Raw genomic sequence first — 15,594 nt, 5'->3', positions numbered from 1 at the left:
TGCCCGTGGCGCCGGCCGGCTGCTAGCCTGATCCGTGCGTCGGGCAGCTCCCCCCGTGGCTGCCCGACGCCTCGCCTCCCGCGGTGCCCCGGCCGGTTCAGGCCGAGGGGCGCACCGCTCCGATGTACCCGCCCCAGCGCATCGCCGTCTCGCGGACGGTCTTGCCGCTCTCCGGCGCCTCGAGGATGCGGTCCCCGCCGAGGTAGATGGCGACGTGGTGGATCGTCGAGGGCCGGCTCACGTCGGTCGCCCAGAAGACCAGGTCGCCGGGCTGCAGCGACCCCCGTGCGACCTTGGGCGACTCGTCGTACTGGGCCCGGCTGTTGCGGGCGATGGAGATGCCGGCCTGCTTGTAGGCGTACTGGGTCAGCCCGCTGCAGTCGAACCCGATGACGTGGGCATCGGGGTCCTGGCCGCGGCCGGGTCCCCACCAGCCGCCGCCGCCCCAGGCGTACGGGGTGCCGATGTAGCCGCGGGCCGCGGCGATGGCCGTCTGCGCGGCCGACGCCGAGCCCGGGCCGGCCGGCACGACGACCGGGGCCGGGCGCGGAGCGGGCGCGGGAGCGGGAGCAGGCGCGGGTGCAGGAGCGGGGTTCGACGGCGTGGTCGTGCCGGGCGCCGCCGGAGCGGGCGCACGGGTGGTCGCGCTGCTCCGCTGCGCGGCGGCCCGCTGGGCGGCGGCCTGCTCGGCAGCGGCCTTGTCGGCCGCGGCGCGGGCGCCGACCAGGGTGCTGAGCTCCTGCTGCGCTGAGTCCAGCTCGGCCTGCACGGCAGCCTGCTCCGAGGCGACCTGGGCCTGCTGCGCACGCGCGGAGACCTCGGCCGCCGTCGCCGCCGCCAGCTGCTGCTCGGCCTGCTGCTGCAGCGCGTCGGCCTCGACGGCCGCGGTGCGGGCGACGACCTCGGCCGCGGTGGCCTCCTCCTGCAGCACCGTGACCCGGCCCAGCACGTCGGTGCGGTGCGTGCCGGCGGCGTCGAGCAGCGCGGCGCGCTCGATCAGCTGCGCGGGGGTGCCCGCGGTGAGCAGCGCGCTGGCGCCGGGGCTGGTGCTGCCCTCCATGTAGCTGCGGCGGGCGAAGGCGACGACGTCGTCGCGGGCGACGCCGAGCTCGGCGGTCGCACGCTCGACCTCGGCCGCGGCGGCGTCGGCCTGCTCGCGTGCGGCCACGGCGGCGGCCTCGGTGGCCTGGTACTCGTCGAGCGCGAGCAGCGCCCCGGTCCGGGCGCTGTCCAGCTCGGCCTGCGCGGTGGCCAGCCGGCCGTTGAGCTCCCCGATGCGGGCGCCCACGGCGTCGGCCCGCGACTGCGCACCGGCGATCTCGCTGTCGCTGGGCCGGCGGGGGGTCGCGTCGGCGACCGCCGGGGTCAGTCCGACGAGGACCGCGGCGGCGAGCGCCGTCCCGCCCACGCGCGGGGCGCAGCGGCGCCAGGCCGCCCGCATCCGGCTGTCCGGGGTTCCGCTGTCCACGTCGCGACCTCTTCCGACTGCTCGACGACGGGCATCCGGGGAGATGCCGCTGCCGAGGTCATCGGTGCGCGGGGGGACGTCGTTGAGGGAGCCTCACCCCGAGGGGTGAGGCTCCCCCGCCGGGTGACGCCTCAGTTCACCTGGCGCTCGGAGCCCTCCCAGAAGGACTCGCGCAGCTTGAACTTCTGGATCTTGCCGGTCGCGGTGCGGGCCAGTTCGTCCCGGAACTCAACCCGCTTGGGGATCTTGTAGCCGGCGATCCTCCCGCGGCAGTGCGCCACGATGTCGGCCTCGGTCACCTGCTCGCCCTCGGCGAGCACGACGATGGCGGTGACCATCTCGCCCCACTTGTCGTCGGGGACGCCGATGACGGCGACCTCCGCGACCGCCGGATGGCTGAACACGACGTCCTCCACCTCGATCGAGGAGACGTTCTCGCCGCCGGTGATGATCACGTCCTTCTTGCGGTCGGAGATGGTCACATAGCCGCCGTCGTCGATCGTGCCGCCGTCCCCGGTGTGGAACCAGCCGCCCTCCAGCGCCTCGGCCGAGGCGTCCGGGTTCTCCCAGTAGCCGGCCAGCACGGTGTTGCTGCGGGCCAGCACCTCGCCGGAGTCGCTGACCGACAGGCGGGTGCCCAGCGAGGGGACACCGGCGCGGGACAGCCGCTTGGCGCGCTCCTCGGGCGCGAGGTCGTCGTACTCGGCCCGGGGGCGGTTGATCGTGAGCAGCGGGGCGGTCTCGGTGAGGCCGTAGATCTGGTTGAACTCCCAGCCCAGCTCGGCCTCGACCCGCGCGATGGTCTTCGACGGCGGCGGCGCACCGGCGACGACGATGCGCACCCTGTCCCGGCCGGGGATCTCGCCCTCCCAGTCGGCGGCGGCCTCGAGGACGGCGTTCCAGACCGCGGGCGCGCCGGCCATCATCGTGACGCCGTGCTGCTCGACCCGGCGCAGGATCTCGGCGCCGTCGACCTTGCGCAGCACGACCTGCTTCGCCCCGAGCCCGGCCATCGTGTACGGCAGGCCCCAGCCGTTGCAGTGGAACATCGGCAACGTGTGCAGGTAGACGTCGCGGTCGCTGACCTGCATGTGCATGCCGAAGGTGACCGCGTTGATCCACAGGTTGCGGTGGGTCATCTGCACGCCCTTGGGCCGCGCCGTGGTCCCCGAGGTGTAGTTGATGGTGGCGGTGGCGTCCTCGTCCGGCTCGGCCCACGCGCGCGGCTCCACGTCGTAGCGGAGCAGCTGCTCGTACTCCTCCCCCGTGTCGAACCGGTGCTCGGCGGTCACGCCCTTGAGCGCGGTCTCCAGCTCCGGGTCGACGAAGAGCACCCGCGCGCCGCAGTGGCCGACGATGTACTCGACCTCCTCGGGCGAGAGCCGGAAGTTGATCGGCACGGCCACCCGGCCCGACGACGGGACGGCGAGCAGCACCTCCAGCAGCCGGGCGGCGTTGTGGCTGACGATCGCCACCCGCTCGCCCTCGCCGATGCCCAGCTCGTCCAGCGCCGCCTGCAGCGCCCGGCCACGGCGGGCGACCTCGGCGTAGCTCACGTCGCCCAGGGAGGGCGCCGGCTGGACCGGCTCGTCGACGATGCCGGTGCGGTCGCCGTAGACCAGCTCGGCGCGCTCGAGGAAGTCGCGGGTGGTCAAGGGCACGCGCATGGCCGGCTCCCGGGAGGTGCGCGGCCGGCGTGCTACCGGCCGCTCGACGTGGTGGCGGTCACGCTAGTCGCCTGGCCCGACCGGTCACAGCAGGGACAAGCCCAGCCGCTCGCTCAGCAGGTGCAGCGCCGCCCGGCCGGCCCGGGAGTTGCCCGCGGCGTCCAGCGGCGGCGACCACGCGCAGACCCCGAAGCGGTCCGGGACGTCGCCCATCACCGCGCCGTCGACCCCGCTCTTGCACGGGAAGCCGATGTCGTAGGCGAACTGGCCGGCCGCGTCGTAGGTGCCGCAGGTCATCATCACCGCGTTCACCCGCCGGGCGAGAGGCTCGGTCAGCACCCGCTCCCCCGAGTCCGGGTCCACTCCGTCGTTCGCGAGGAACCGGGCCGCGCGGGCCAGCTGCCGGGTGGTCACGGTGAGCGCGCAGAGCTCGGCGTAGGCGTCCACCACCTCGTCCACCGGGTGCGTGAGATTGTCGAACGAGCGCATCAGGTGGGCCATGGCCCGGTTCATCGAGCCACCGGACCGCTCCCCCTCGAGCACCTCGGCGTCCGGCTCCAGCCGCTCGCCCACGAGGCCGGACAGCAGATCGGCCACCGCCTCCGTGGCCGCCCGGGCCGACCCCGTCGCCTCCACGAGCACGTCGCAGACGACGACGGCGCCGGCGTTGATGAACGGGTTGCGCGGGACCCCGTGCTCCCGCTCGAGCTGGACCAGCGAGTCGTAGGGGTCGCCCGAGGGCTCGACGCCGACCCGGCGGCAGACGTCCTCGCCGACCCGCTGCAGCGCGGCGGCCAGCGCGAAGACCTTGACGACGCTCTGCACCGGGAAGCCGACGTCGGCGTCGCCGGCCACGTGCTCGGTCCCGTCGAGCTCGCACAGCGCCAGGGCGAAGCGGTCCGGCCCCGCACCGGGCTCGGCCACCTCGTCGTCGTCCTCGGCGAGCGGGCGGGCCTCGGCGGCCACCTCGTCGAGCACGGCGGTGAGGTCCTCGGGCAGGGCGTCCGGGTTCGGTGGCACCTCTGCACGCTGCCACGGGCGGCCCGGTCCGGCCGGGTGAGCGCGGGTCACGCCGCCAGGACCGCCCACGCCGCGGCGACCACGCCCGCCGTCGCGGCGGCCACGCGCACGCCGTCCACGCGCAGCAGCCGGTGGTGGGCACCGGCGTCCCAGCCGCCGTCGAGCCGCCGGTGCAGCGGCACGGCCAGGAGCGCCGTCACGGCCAGCACGACGGCCAGCGCCGCGGCCCCGGCGAGCACCGGGAGGAGCGGCACCCCGGCCGGGCGCCGCGCCAGCAGGAGCAGCGTGGTGATCCCCTGCCCGGCGAACAGCGGCCCCACCACCCGGGTCACCAGCCGCTGGTGGCCGCGCTCGTAGGCGGCGAACGCGGCCGGCGGCACCCGCGCGAACTGCGGGTAGACCAGCACCCGCACGGTCCACTGGAACCCGGCGTAGGCCGCCACCAGCACCAGGTGGACGACGAGCAGCGTCATTCCGCCCGCTTCGCGGGCTTGCCCCGCCACGACAGGCTCTGCGCGTCCAGCTCGCGCAGCAGCGGGTCGCCCTCGGCGAGCACGCGCTCGGCCAGGGCCACCGCGCCGGCGAGCTGGTCGTCGCTCAGCTGCGCGAAGGCCGGCGAGCGCCGCCGGTCCAGCACGTCGTACCAGCGCCCGCCGACGGCGTGGTCGAGCACGATCCGCCCGAAGCAGTGGTCGGCGGTCACCACCCAGCCCCCGGTGCGCGCCCGGCGCGGCAGCTCGCCGAGCACCAGCTCCCGGTAGCGGGCGAGCAGCGCCTCGCGGGTCACGCGCGGACCAGCCGGGGCAGCGACGTCCCGATCGGCTCCCGCACGACGAGGTCGGCGACGTCGTCGTAGGGCGTCTCCTGGGCGTTGACGACCACCAGCCGGGCGCCGGCGCGGACGGCGATCTCCGCCAGGCCGGCCGCCGGCCAGACCTGCAGCGACGTGCCCACGGCCAGGAACACGTCGCAGTCGGTGGCCGCCGCGGTGCACGCCTCCACCACCCGCTCGTCCAGCATCTCGCCGAAGTAGACCGTCGCCGTCTTGAGGATGCCGCCGCACCGGCGGCAGGCCGGGTCGGGCTCGCCCGCGGCCACCCGGTCGAGCGCCTCGCCGATCGCCGTCCGGTCGCCGCAGTCGGTGCAGACGACCCCGTGCACGGTGCCGTGGATCTCGTGCACCAGGTCGGTGCCGGAGCCCGCCGCCTGGTGGAGGCCGTCGATGTTCTGGGTGACCAGCGCCCGCAGCCTCCCCTGCCGCTCCAGGTCGACCAGCGCCCGGTGGCCGGCGTTGGGCTGCGGGTCGGCGTCGTGCATCGCCGCCCGCCGCAGCCACGACCGGCGCCGGATGTCCGGGTCGGCCAGGTAGTAGGAGAGCGTCACGAGCTTCTCGGCGTCGGGGTCCCTGGTCCACACGCCCTGGGGCCCGCGGTAGTCGGGGATGCCGCTGTCGGTGGAGATGCCCGCGCCGGTGAGCACGGTGATCCGCGCGGCGGTGGTCAGCCACTCGGGCAGGGGCTCGGGGACGGCGCCGGTCACGTCCCCCACGGTAAGGGTCGCCTCACCCGGTGGCCGTTTGCGCGGACTGGGATGATCGGGGGTGGACACGAGCGCGACGAACCAGCCGCGACGAACCATCGAGGGGTAGGCGCAGAAGAGTGGCAGCCAGCAAGGACAGCTTCGGAGCCCGGTCGACGCTCACGGTCGAGGGCACGGACTACGACATCTACCGACTCGACGCGGTGGAGGGCTCCGAGAAGCTGCCCTTCAGCCTGAAGGTCCTCCTGGAGAACCTGCTGCGCACCGAGGACGGCGCCGACATCACCGCCGACCACATCCGGGCGATCGCGAACTGGGACCCGTCGGCCGAGCCCGACCAGGAGATCCAGTTCACCCCCGCGCGCGTGGTGATGCAGGACTTCACCGGCGTCCCCTGCATCGTCGACCTCGCCACCATGCGCGAGGCCATGGCCGAGCTCGGCGGCGACCCGCAGAAGATCAACCCGCTCGCCCCGGCCGAGCTGGTCATCGACCACTCCGTCATCGCCGACATCTTCGGCACCGAGGACTCGTTCCAGCGCAACGTCGAGATCGAGTACGAGCGCAACGGCGAGCGCTACCAGTTCCTCCGCTGGGGCCAGGGCGCCTTCAGCGACTTCAAGGTCGTCCCCCCGGGCACCGGCATCGTCCACCAGGTCAACATCGAGCACCTGGCCCGCGTGATCTTCCCGCGGCAGGAGGGTGACCGCGTCGTCGCCTACCCCGACACCTGCGTGGGCACCGACTCGCACACCACCATGGTCAACGGCCTGGGCGTGCTGGGCTGGGGCGTCGGCGGCATCGAGGCCGAGGCCGCGATGCTCGGCCAGCCGGTCTCGATGCTCATCCCCCGCGTCGTGGGCTTCAAGCTCTTCGGCCAGCTGCCGGACGGCGCCACCGCCACGGACCTGGTCCTCACCATCACCGAGATGCTGCGCCAGCACGGCGTCGTCGGGAAGTTCGTGGAGTTCTACGGCGAGGGCGTCTCGGCCGTGCCGCTGGCCAACCGCGCCACGATCGGCAACATGAGCCCGGAGTTCGGCTCCACCGCGGCGATGTTCCCCATCGACGAGGAGACCATCACCTACCTCGAGCTCACCGGCCGCTCGCGCGAGCAGGTCGCGCTCGTCGAGGCCTACGCCAAGGAGCAGGGCCTCTGGCACGACGCGTCCCGCGAGCCGGCCTTCTCCGAGTACCTCGAGCTCGACCTCGGCACCGTCGTCCCCTCGATCGCCGGCCCGAAGCGGCCGCAGGACCGCGTCGCCATCACCGACGCCAAGGCATCCTTCCGCGAGGCGCTCAGCGAGTACGTCGCCGCCGACGAGACCGGTGGCGACGACCGCAAGCCGGGCGTCCCGCAGCAGGAGAAGCCCTACGGCGTCACCTCCTCGGTCGACGAGGCCGTCGCGGAGACCTTCCCGGCGTCGGACCCCGTCGCCGAGACCCACGGCAACGGCGAGGCCGGCAAGCCGCACCACTACGACACCACCTCGGTGGGCGACCGCCCGTCCAAGCCGACCCGCGTGGTCATGGAGGACGGCACGGAGACCGAGATCGACCACGGCCACGTCGTGATCGCCGCCATCACCTCGTGCACCAACACGTCCAACCCCCAGGTCATGATCGGCGCGGCGCTGCTGGCGAAGAACGCCGTCGAGCGCGGGCTGACCAGCAAGCCGTGGGTGAAGACGACGCTGGCCCCCGGGTCGAAGGTCGTCATGGACTACTACGAGAAGGCCGAGCTCACCCCGTACCTGGAGAAGCTGGGCTTCTACCTGGTCGGCTACGGCTGCACGACCTGCATCGGCAACTCCGGCCCGCTCCCGGAGCCGGTGTCGAACGCGGTCAACGAGGCCGACCTCGCCGTCGTCTCGGTGCTCTCCGGCAACCGCAACTTCGAGGGCCGGATCAACCCCGACGTCAAGATGAACTACCTGGCCTCGCCGCCGCTGGTCATCGCCTACGCCCTGGCCGGCTCCATGGACGTCGACCTGAACAACGACCCGCTCGGCCAGGACGCCGACGGCAACGACGTCTACCTGCGCGACCTGTGGCCGTCCCCGCAGGAGGTCCAGCGGGTCATCGACCACGCCGTCTCCGCCGAGCAGTTCGGCGACAGCTACCAGGACGTGTTCGCCGGCACCGAGCAGTGGCAGAACCTGCCCACGCCGACCGGTGACACCTTCGAGTGGGCCGAGGACAGCACCTACGTGCGGCGTCCTCCGTACTTCGAGGGCATGCCGGCCGAGCCGTCCCCGGTCGAGGACATCACCGGCGCCCGCACCCTGGCGGTGCTCGGCGACTCGGTGACCACCGACCACATCTCGCCGGCCGGCTCGATCAAGGCCGACAGCCCCGCGGGCACGTACCTCCGCGAGCACGGCGTGGACCGTCGCGACTTCAACTCCTACGGCTCGCGCCGCGGGAACCACGAGGTCATGATCCGCGGCACCTTCGCCAACATCCGGCTGCGCAACCAGCTGGTCCCCGGCACCGAGGGTGGCGTCACCAAGAACCACCTCACCGGCGAGACGACGACGATCTACGACGCCTCGCGCGCCTACATCGACGCCGGCATCCCGCTGGTCGTGCTGGCCGGCAAGGAGTACGGCTCGGGCTCGTCGCGCGACTGGGCGGCCAAGGGGACGGCGCTGCTGGGCGTCAAGGCGGTCATCGCCGAGAGCTACGAGCGCATCCACCGCTCCAACCTCATCGGCATGGGCGTGCTGCCGCTGCAGTTCCCCGAGGGCCAGGACCGCGAGTCCCTCGGCCTGACCGGCGACGAGGAGTTCACGATCACCGGGATCACGGCGCTGAACGACGGCACCGTGCCCCGCACCGTGAAGGTCGAGGCGACGTCGGAGTCGAGTGCTCCGATCACCTTCGAGGCGCGGGTCCGGATCGACACCCCCGGCGAGGCGAACTACTACCGCAACGGCGGGATCATGCAGTACGTCCTGCGCTCGCTGCGCGGCACGGCCGCCTGATCGGGGCTGCGTCATGGATCTGGGCCTGGGCGGTCGCGGCTTCCTGCTCACCGGCGCGAGCCGGGGGCTGGGGCTGGCGACCGCCCGGGCCCTGGTCGACGACGGGGCCCGCGTGCTGATCAGCTCGCGGTCCTCCGAGTCCGTCGACGCCGCCGTCGCCTCCCTCGGCGGGGAGCCGGCGGCTTCCGGTGTCGCCGCCGACCTGGGTGACGCCGATGCCGCCGAGCGGCTGGTCGCCGAGGCCGGCGACCGGCTCGACCGGATCGACGGCGTGCTGATCAGCGTCGGCGGCCCCGCACCCGGGGGCGTCCTGCAGGTCAGCGAGGACCACTGGCGGTCCGGGGTCGAGAATGTGCTCCTCGGGCCGCTGCGGCTGGTCCGGGCCCTGGTGCCGCACCTGGGCGAGGGCTCCGCGATCGGCTTCGTGCTCTCCATCTCGGTGCGCCAGCCGCTGGGCCACCTGGCCATCTCCAACGGCCTGCGCCCCGGCCTGGCCATGACCGCCAAGGCGCTGGCCGACGAGCTCGGGCCCCGGGGGATCCGCGTCTTCGGGCTGCTGCCCGGCACGATCGCCACCGACCGGATCGCCGAGCTCGAGGCCGCCTCCGGCGATCCCGCCGCGGCGCGCGCCCGCACCGAGGCCGGCATCCCGCTGCGCCGGGTGGGCCGACCGGAGGAGTTCGGCCGGATCGCCGCCTTCGCCCTCTCCCCCGCCGCCTCCTACCTGACCGGCGTGATGCTCCCGGTCGACGGCGGCCTGACCCGCGCCCTGTGAGCGACGCCCCGGTCCTCGTCGCCTGCGCGCACGGGACCCGGAACCCGGCCGGACGGCGGCTCGTCGCCGAGCTCGCGCTGGCCGCCCGGGAGGCCCGCCCCGGCCTGGTCACGACGGCCGCCTTCGTCGACGTGCAGCCGCCCACCGTGGTCGACGTCGTGGCCGGACTGGCCGCCGAGGGCCGGCCGGCGGTGGTGGTGCCGCTGCTGCTGTCCGGCGGCTACCACGTGCACGTCGACATCGCGGGTGCCGTGGCCGACGCGGAGGGCGCCGTGGCCGCGCGACCGCTGGGCCCGGACCCGCGGCTGGCCGCCGTCCTGCACGACCGGCTGGTCGAGGCCGGCGCCGACCCGGCCGACCGACGCACCGCCGTCGTCCTGGCTGCCGCGGGGTCCAGCGACCCGCGCTCGGTCGCCGACGTCGAGGACACCGCCGCCCTGCTGCAGCGCTCGTGGGCCGGCCCGGTCACCACCGGCTACGGTTCGGCCGCGCAGCCGCCCGTGCCCGACGCCGTCGCCGCGGCGCGTGCGGCCGGCGTCGAGCGCGTCGTCCTGGCGTCCTACCTGCTGGCACCCGGGCACTTCCACGACAAGCTGGCCGGCGCGGGCGCGGACCTGGTCACCGCTCCCCTGCTGCCCGACGCCCGCATCGCCGCGGTCCTGCTCGACCGGTACGACGCCGCCGTCGGCTGAGCGGCGGTCCCCGGGCGGACGGACCGGGACCACTGCACCCGCCGACTATCCTGGCCCGCGATGAGCGAGCCGTCCGACGACCCGGCAGCGCCCGGTACCGAGGTGGCGCCAGAAGCGGAGGCGACCGCCGAGGAGCCCACCCCGGCGCCCTCGGCGCCGTCCGCCGGGCCGCGGTGGAACCGCGCGGTGTCCGCCGTCGTCACGGCCGCGCTCGCGCTGGCACTCGGCTTCGGCCTCGTGGTGCAGATCCGCAGCACCGGCGAGGAGGACATCACCGGCGCCACCGAGGACGACCTGGTGCGGATCCTCGACGAGCTGGACACCCGCGAGGAGCAGCTGCGCCAGCAGCTGAGCGAGCGCGAGCAGGCCGTGGAGGAGCTCAGCGGGGGGCGGACCCAGTCCGGCTCCGCGCTCGCCGAGGCCCAGCGGCGGGCCGAGGCGATCGGCATCCTCAACGGCACCCTGCCGGCGAGCGGGCCGGGCCTGCGGCTGGTCATCGACGACCCGGACGGCGCGGTGACCCCGGCCATCCTGCTCGACGCCATCCAGGAGCTGCGCGGAGCGGGTGCCGAGGCCATCGAGATCGACGGGATCCGGGTGGTGGTGGCCAGCTACGTCGGCGGCACCCCCGGTGAGCTGACCGTCGACGGGCAGCCGCTCGAGGCGCCCTACGAGGTGCTCGCCGTCGGCCCGCCGAGCGAGCTCGAGGTGGCGCTCAACGTCTCGGGCGGCGTGGTGGCCGACGTGGCCCGCACCGGCGGTCGGGCCTCGGTCACCCGGTCCGACGACCTCACCGTCGACAGCCTGGTGCGCGGCGGCTGATCCCGAGCGGCTGCCGGGCGGGGTGCAGCCGCCTGCGCCGACGTGCAGCCGCGACCCGACGCGGCTGCACGTCCTCCGGTGCGGCTCACCCCGGGCCGGCCGGGCCCCGTCAGCCGGGGGTCAGCAGGCCGCGCAGCTCCTCGGTCAGGGCGTCACGGGCCTCGGGGTGCTGGTGCCAGGCGGCCGGGGTCGCCTGCAGCAGCTGGATGCGCCACCGGCCGCGGCCCTCGTCCACGGCGACGAGGGTGTGCACGGTGTGGAACCGGTCCTCGACGTCGTCCGCACCCGGCGGCAGCATCCCGGCGTGGGCGATGAGCAGCGCCGTCCCCGGGGCGACGGCCCGCACCGAGCGGATGACCGCCACGTAGGCGGCCGTCTGGTGGCTGCCGAAGATCTGCCGCAGGTCGGCGGCGATCGCCAGCCGGCCGTGGTGGTGGGTGCCGTCGTAGCCGATGATGTCGCCGTCGTCGGCGAAGCAGGCCGCCACCGCTGCGCCGCTCCGCCGGTTCCACCCGTCGATGTACGCGGCGTAGAGGGATCGGATCTGGGCGTCGTGCGGATGCGCGGATGTCACGGAAGTGACGGTAGTGGTCAGGCCGCGCCGACCGTTCGACGCTCGCCGTCGGCGAACTGGGTGCGGTGCAGGTCCGCGTAGCGGCGCCCGAGCGCCAGCAACTCGCTGTGCGTGCCCGACTCCACGATGCGACCGCCGTGCATGACGAGGATCTGGTCGGCGTTGCGCACCGTGGAGAGGCGGTGCGCGATGACCAGCGAGGTCCGGCCGGTCAGCGCGGCGTCGAGGGCCCGCTGCACGGCCGCCTCGGACTCGCTGTCCAGGTGCGCGGTGGCCTCGTCGAGGATGACGATGCCCGGCGCCTTGAGCAGCACCCGCGCGATGGCCAGCCGCTGCTTCTCGCCGCCGGAGAGCCGGTGCCCGCGGTCGCCGACGACGGTGTCCAGGCCGTCGGGCAGCGCGCGGACGAGGTCGGCGATGTGCGCCCCGTCCAGCGCCGCCCACAGCTCCTCCTCCGTCGCCTCCGGGCGGGCGTAGAGCAGGTTGCCGCGCATCGTGTCGTGGAAGAGGTGCGCGTCCTGGCTGACCACCCCGATGGCGTCGCGGAGTGAGGCGAGCGTCGCGGAGCGGACGTCGACCCCGCCGACCCGCACCGCGCCGCCGGTGACGTCGTAGAGCCGGGAGACCAGGCTCGCGACGGTCGACTTGCCGGCGCCGGAGTGACCGACCAGCGCGACCAGCGCCCCGGGCTCGACCCGGAAGGAGACGTCGTGCAGCACGTCGACGGGGCCGCCGTGCTCGGGCAGCGACACCTCTTCCAGTGACGGCAACGAGACGTCCTCGGCCGCCGGGTAGCTGAACGAGACGTGCTCGAACTCGATCGACCGGTCGTCCGCGGGCACCGGGACGGCGTCCTCGGCCTCGCGGATCATCGGCGGCAGGTCGAGCACCTCGAAGACGCGGTCGAAGCTGACCATCGCGCTCATGACGTCGACGCGGACGTTGGCCAGCGCGGTCAGCGGCCCGTAGAGCCGGGACAGCAGCAGGGCCAGCGCGACGACGTCGCCGGGGCTCAGCGAGCCGGTGAACGCCAGCCAGCCACCGAGCCCGTAGACCAGCGCGGTGGCGAGCGCGGCGACCAGCGTGAGCGCGGTGAAGAAGAACCGGCCGTACATCGCCGACAGCACGCCGATGTCGCGCACGCGGGCGGCGCGGCCGCTGAACGACCGCTCCTCGGCCTCGGGCCGGCCGAACAGCTTCACGAGCAGCGCGCCGGCGACGTTGAAGCGCTCGGTCATCGTCGCGTTCATCGACGCGTTGAGCTCGTAGGACTCCCGGGTGATGTCCTGCAGCCGGCTGCCGATGCGCCGGGCCGGCAGCACGAACAGCGGTACCAGCGCGAGCGAGAGCAACGTGATCTGCCAGGACAGGGTGAGCATGACGCCGGCGGTGAGCACCAGGCCGATGACGTTCGAGACCACCCCGGACAGCGTCGAGGTGAACGCCTGCTGGGCACCGACGACGTCGTTGTTCAGCCGGCTGACCAGCGCCCCGGTCTGGGTGCGGGTGAAGAAGGCGACCGGCATCCGCTGCACGTGCGCGAACACCTGGCTGCGCAGGTCGTAGATGACCCCCTCGCCGATGCGGGCGGAGTACCACCGCGTGGCCAGCGAGATGGCGGCGTCGACGACCGCGAGGCCCGCGATGAGCAGTGCGATCCGGACGATGCCGGCGGAGGTGCCCTCGAGCGAGGCGATGCGGTTGACGATGTCGCCGGCCAGCAGCGGGGTGACGACGCCGATGAGGGAGGAGCCGATGACCAGCGCGAGGAAGAACGCGAGGTCGCGGCGGTACGGGCGGGCCACGCCGAGGATGCGGCGCACGGTGCCCGGGGGGAGCTTCCGCCCGACGACCGACGGGTCGCGGCGGAACGACCGCATCGCCGCCATGGAGGTCATGGGCGAGCTCATGGCTGTGCCTCCACGTGCCGTGCCTCCCTCTGCCGCGCCGCGCGCGGTGCCGGCGTCCCGGCCAACACCACGCGTCACGGCGCTGTTCCGGCGGGGCCGGAGGGCCCCGCCGGGACAGCGTGCCACCGACCACCGACGGTCAGCCGCCGGCGAGCTCCCGGAGGCGGAGCACCTGCGCCGCCCGCTCGGCGGCGTCCTGGGTCTCGGGGTCGTTGCGCACCGCGGATCGCACCAGCGCGGCGGTGGCCCGGGACGCACCGGCCGGCACGGCGAGCAGGGCCTGGGTCAGCCGGGTGACGGCGTCGTCGAGCTGCTCGCGCGGGACGACGAGGTTGGCCAGGCCCATCGCGTGCGCCTCGGCGGCACCGACCGGCCGGCCGGTCAGGCAGATCTCCATCGCCCGCGAGTAGCCGACCAGCTCCACCAGGGTGCTGGTGCCGGTCAGGTCGGGCACCAGGCCGAGGGTGGGCTCGGGCAGCCGCAGCTGCGCGTCCTCGGCGAGCACGCGCAGGTCGCAGGCCAGGGCCAGCTGGCAGCCGGCCCCGATGGCGTGCCCCTGGACGGCGGCGACGGAGACGATGCCGGGCGAGCGCAGCCAGCGGAACCCCCGCTGGTACTCCCGGATCTGCTCCTCGGCCTCGGCCGTCGGACGGCGTCCGAGGTCGCCCAGGCCGCCCCCGGTCCCGGGCGCCGGGTCGAACATGCTGCGGTCCAGGCCGGCGGAGAACGACCGGCCCTCGCCGCGCAGCACGACCACGCGGACGTCGTCGGTCAGCGCGTCGCCGACCGCGGCCAGCGCCGACCACGTGGCCGGCGTCTGGGCGTTGAGCTGGTCGGGACGGTCGAGGGTGACGGTGAGGACGGCGCCGTCCTGGGCGGTGCGGACGAAGCCCTCGGGTGCGCTCGCCCCGCTCACGCCTTCTTGGTGTTCCGGTTGGCCCCACCGCGGCTGCGCAGGGTGGCGCCGGACTCGGAGAGCAGCCGGTGCACGAAGCCGTAGGAGCGCTTGGTCGACTCCGCCAGCGAGCGGATGCTCTCGCCGCCGTCGTAGCGCTTGCGCAGTTCGTCGGCGAGCGTGCTCCGGTCGCCCCCGGTGATCCGCTTGCCCTTGCCCAGGTCCGCAGTGCTCGAGTCGGCCATGGCTCCCCTCCGTGTCAGCCGCCGGCCGGACGCGTCGGCCGACGCGCACGTGCACGGGTGATGGCTGTCCCTGTGGCGCCGCCGTCCCGCTGACCGCGGCCCCTTGGCAACCCATGATCACCCAGCCACCCGGGTGCGGCCACGCGAGATCGAGCCAGGCGGATGAGCCCCGTCGGCCGACGTCGCTCCGGCACGGACCGCACACGGCACGCCGTGCAGGGGCCAGGTCGGCGTCGAGCGTTCGACGAAGCACGGACGTCGAGCGGTGCCGCTCCTACCGTCGTCGCACCGCGACCCGACGACCGGGAGCAGGGGACGTCATGCGCAGGTTCATCTCGCCCACCACACCGCTGGCCGGGGACTTCGCACAGGTCGGCGAGGACGAGTGGGTACGACAGACGCCTGGCTACCTCGAGCTGGTTAAGCACGCCAGCCCCGAGGCGATGATCTCGGTCTACTGGCTGCCGTTGAGCGGGACGGACTTCCTCGTCGCGACGTGCTGGCTGCAGGACTTCGACTTTCCGCTGCACATGCTGAGCGGCGCTGATCGTGCCGTGAGCCTGGGATCCGCGCGTTCCATGGCGGTCGGCTGGCCCTGGTTCACCGCGCTGCTGCAGAACAGCCTGTCCGAGCAGCCGCAGTTCAGCGCCGGCGTGCTGCTCCGGCTCCCCGACCCGGACACCGGCGACACCGTGTGGCTGATCGGGAAGATGCTCGGCAACTACCGCATGGAGCAGTTCTCGGACATGACGAGCGGCCGCTCGCTCGACCTGGCGAACGAGGTCTGCTCGCTGTCGGCCGAGATCGGGTCCGAGCAGCTCGCGACGCCGTACGTCGCGCTCCCGGACCTGGCCCTGAACATCGGCAAGGCGGTGTCGGACGTCCGCAGGGAGCGTGCCGCTCAGTGGTTGGTGGCCCACCGCGGTGAGGTCGCCCGCCTGACCCTGGACACCCTGGTCGGCCTGGTGACGGACGGGTGATCGAGGACGCGGACGAGTCG

General features: G+C 74.1%; 15 protein-coding genes. 5 read left to right on the top strand and 10 right to left on the bottom strand.

Annotation, left to right across the window (positions count from 1 at the left end):
• Window positions 1–97: 97 nt before the first annotated feature.
• The 6 genes from ACI79H_RS17185 to ACI79H_RS17160 form a co-directional block, all read right to left on the bottom strand.
• A complete protein-coding gene (locus ACI79H_RS17185; RefSeq protein ID WP_456555628.1) occupies window positions 98–1,468 on the bottom strand; it encodes an NlpC/P60 family protein in 1,371 nt (456 codons plus the stop codon).
• A 131-nt stretch (window positions 1,469–1,599) separates the two neighbouring features.
• The gene (locus ACI79H_RS17180; RefSeq protein WP_456555627.1) at window positions 1,600–3,135 is read right to left on the bottom strand and encodes a long-chain-fatty-acid--CoA ligase; all 1,536 of its coding nucleotides are present in this window, start codon (window positions 3,133–3,135) and stop codon (window positions 1,600–1,602) included.
• A gap of 84 nt (window positions 3,136–3,219) precedes the next feature.
• Complete coding sequence (gene glsA / locus ACI79H_RS17175) at window positions 3,220–4,155, bottom strand: glutaminase A (protein WP_456555626.1); 936 nt, start codon at window positions 4,153–4,155, stop codon at window positions 3,220–3,222.
• A gap of 47 nt (window positions 4,156–4,202) precedes the next feature.
• Window positions 4,203–4,628: a DUF1772 domain-containing protein gene (locus tag ACI79H_RS17170; RefSeq protein ID WP_456555625.1), complete on the bottom strand. Its 426-nt coding sequence runs from the start codon at window positions 4,626–4,628 to the stop codon at window positions 4,203–4,205.
• Complete coding sequence (locus ACI79H_RS17165; RefSeq protein WP_456555624.1) at window positions 4,625–4,942, bottom strand: hypothetical protein; 318 nt, start codon at window positions 4,940–4,942, stop codon at window positions 4,625–4,627. The genes ACI79H_RS17170 and ACI79H_RS17165 overlap by 4 nt, the downstream gene beginning before the upstream one ends.
• A complete protein-coding gene (locus ACI79H_RS17160; RefSeq protein WP_456555623.1) occupies window positions 4,939–5,694 on the bottom strand; it encodes an SIR2 family NAD-dependent protein deacylase in 756 nt (251 codons plus the stop codon). Before ACI79H_RS17160 ends, ACI79H_RS17165 begins: the two co-directional genes overlap by 4 nt.
• A gap of 119 nt (window positions 5,695–5,813) precedes the next feature.
• Between ACI79H_RS17160 and ACI79H_RS17155 the strand changes: the two genes are divergently transcribed.
• From ACI79H_RS17155 to ACI79H_RS17140, 4 genes are read left to right on the top strand one after another with little or no spacing between them, the layout of a single operon-like run.
• Window positions 5,814–8,681 carry an aconitate hydratase gene (locus tag ACI79H_RS17155; protein WP_456555622.1) on the top strand — a complete coding sequence of 956 codons (2,868 nt, stop codon included), beginning with the start codon at window positions 5,814–5,816 and terminating at the stop codon, window positions 8,679–8,681.
• A gap of 13 nt (window positions 8,682–8,694) precedes the next feature.
• Window positions 8,695–9,456, top strand: coding sequence for an SDR family oxidoreductase (locus ACI79H_RS17150; protein ID WP_456555621.1), 762 nt, complete (start codon window positions 8,695–8,697; stop codon window positions 9,454–9,456).
• The gene (locus tag ACI79H_RS17145) at window positions 9,453–10,148 is read left to right on the top strand and encodes a sirohydrochlorin chelatase (RefSeq protein ID WP_456555620.1); all 696 of its coding nucleotides are present in this window, start codon (window positions 9,453–9,455) and stop codon (window positions 10,146–10,148) included. The genes ACI79H_RS17150 and ACI79H_RS17145 overlap by 4 nt, the downstream gene beginning before the upstream one ends.
• 60 nt (window positions 10,149–10,208) lie before the next feature.
• Window positions 10,209–10,970, top strand: coding sequence for a DUF881 domain-containing protein (locus ACI79H_RS17140; protein ID WP_456555619.1), 762 nt, complete (start codon window positions 10,209–10,211; stop codon window positions 10,968–10,970).
• A gap of 109 nt (window positions 10,971–11,079) precedes the next feature.
• On the opposite strand, the gene ACI79H_RS17135 is transcribed toward ACI79H_RS17140, so the two are convergent.
• The 4 genes from ACI79H_RS17135 to ACI79H_RS17120 form a co-directional block, all read right to left on the bottom strand.
• Window positions 11,080–11,544 carry an SgcJ/EcaC family oxidoreductase gene (locus ACI79H_RS17135; protein WP_456555618.1) on the bottom strand — a complete coding sequence of 155 codons (465 nt, stop codon included), beginning with the start codon at window positions 11,542–11,544 and terminating at the stop codon, window positions 11,080–11,082.
• Window positions 11,545–11,561: 17 nt separating this feature from the next.
• Window positions 11,562–13,454, bottom strand: a complete 1,893-nt coding sequence (locus tag ACI79H_RS17130; RefSeq protein ID WP_456555617.1) for an ABC transporter ATP-binding protein — start codon at window positions 13,452–13,454, stop codon at window positions 11,562–11,564.
• Between the two features lie 139 nt (window positions 13,455–13,593).
• Window positions 13,594–14,370 (bottom strand): enoyl-CoA hydratase/isomerase family protein, encoded by a 777-nt coding sequence (locus tag ACI79H_RS17125; RefSeq protein ID WP_456555616.1) that lies wholly within the window; start codon window positions 14,368–14,370, stop codon window positions 13,594–13,596.
• Window positions 14,367–14,594 carry a helix-turn-helix domain-containing protein gene (locus ACI79H_RS17120; protein WP_091763699.1) on the bottom strand — a complete coding sequence of 76 codons (228 nt, stop codon included), beginning with the start codon at window positions 14,592–14,594 and terminating at the stop codon, window positions 14,367–14,369. Before ACI79H_RS17120 ends, ACI79H_RS17125 begins: the two co-directional genes overlap by 4 nt.
• A gap of 320 nt (window positions 14,595–14,914) precedes the next feature.
• On the opposite strand from ACI79H_RS17120, the gene ACI79H_RS17115 reads away from it, so the two are divergent.
• Window positions 14,915–15,574 carry a hypothetical protein gene (locus ACI79H_RS17115; RefSeq protein WP_456555615.1) on the top strand — a complete coding sequence of 220 codons (660 nt, stop codon included), beginning with the start codon at window positions 14,915–14,917 and terminating at the stop codon, window positions 15,572–15,574.
• Window positions 15,575–15,594 lie beyond the last annotated feature (20 nt).

The sequence above is a fragment of the Blastococcus sp. SYSU D01042 genome (assembly GCF_054050515.1).
This window is presented reverse-complemented; position numbering and strand designations above follow the sequence as displayed.

Excerpts from the sequence above, each read along its gene's own strand:
- ACI79H_RS17180 (WP_456555627.1), bottom strand. The coding sequence starts at position 3,135 with ATGCGCGTGCCCTTGACCACCCGCGACTTCCTCGAGCGCGCCGAGCTG.
- ACI79H_RS17170 (WP_456555625.1), bottom strand. The coding sequence starts at position 4,628 with ATGACGCTGCTCGTCGTCCACCTGGTGCTGGTGGCGGCCTACGCCGGG.
- ACI79H_RS17150 (WP_456555621.1), top strand. The coding sequence starts at position 8,695 with ATGGATCTGGGCCTGGGCGGTCGCGGCTTCCTGCTCACCGGCGCGAGC.
- ACI79H_RS17140 (WP_456555619.1), top strand. The coding sequence starts at position 10,209 with ATGAGCGAGCCGTCCGACGACCCGGCAGCGCCCGGTACCGAGGTGGCG.
- ACI79H_RS17130 (WP_456555617.1), bottom strand. The coding sequence starts at position 13,454 with ATGAGCTCGCCCATGACCTCCATGGCGGCGATGCGGTCGTTCCGCCGC.
- ACI79H_RS17120 (WP_091763699.1), bottom strand. The coding sequence starts at position 14,594 with ATGGCCGACTCGAGCACTGCGGACCTGGGCAAGGGCAAGCGGATCACC.
- ACI79H_RS17115 (WP_456555615.1), top strand. The coding sequence starts at position 14,915 with ATGCGCAGGTTCATCTCGCCCACCACACCGCTGGCCGGGGACTTCGCA.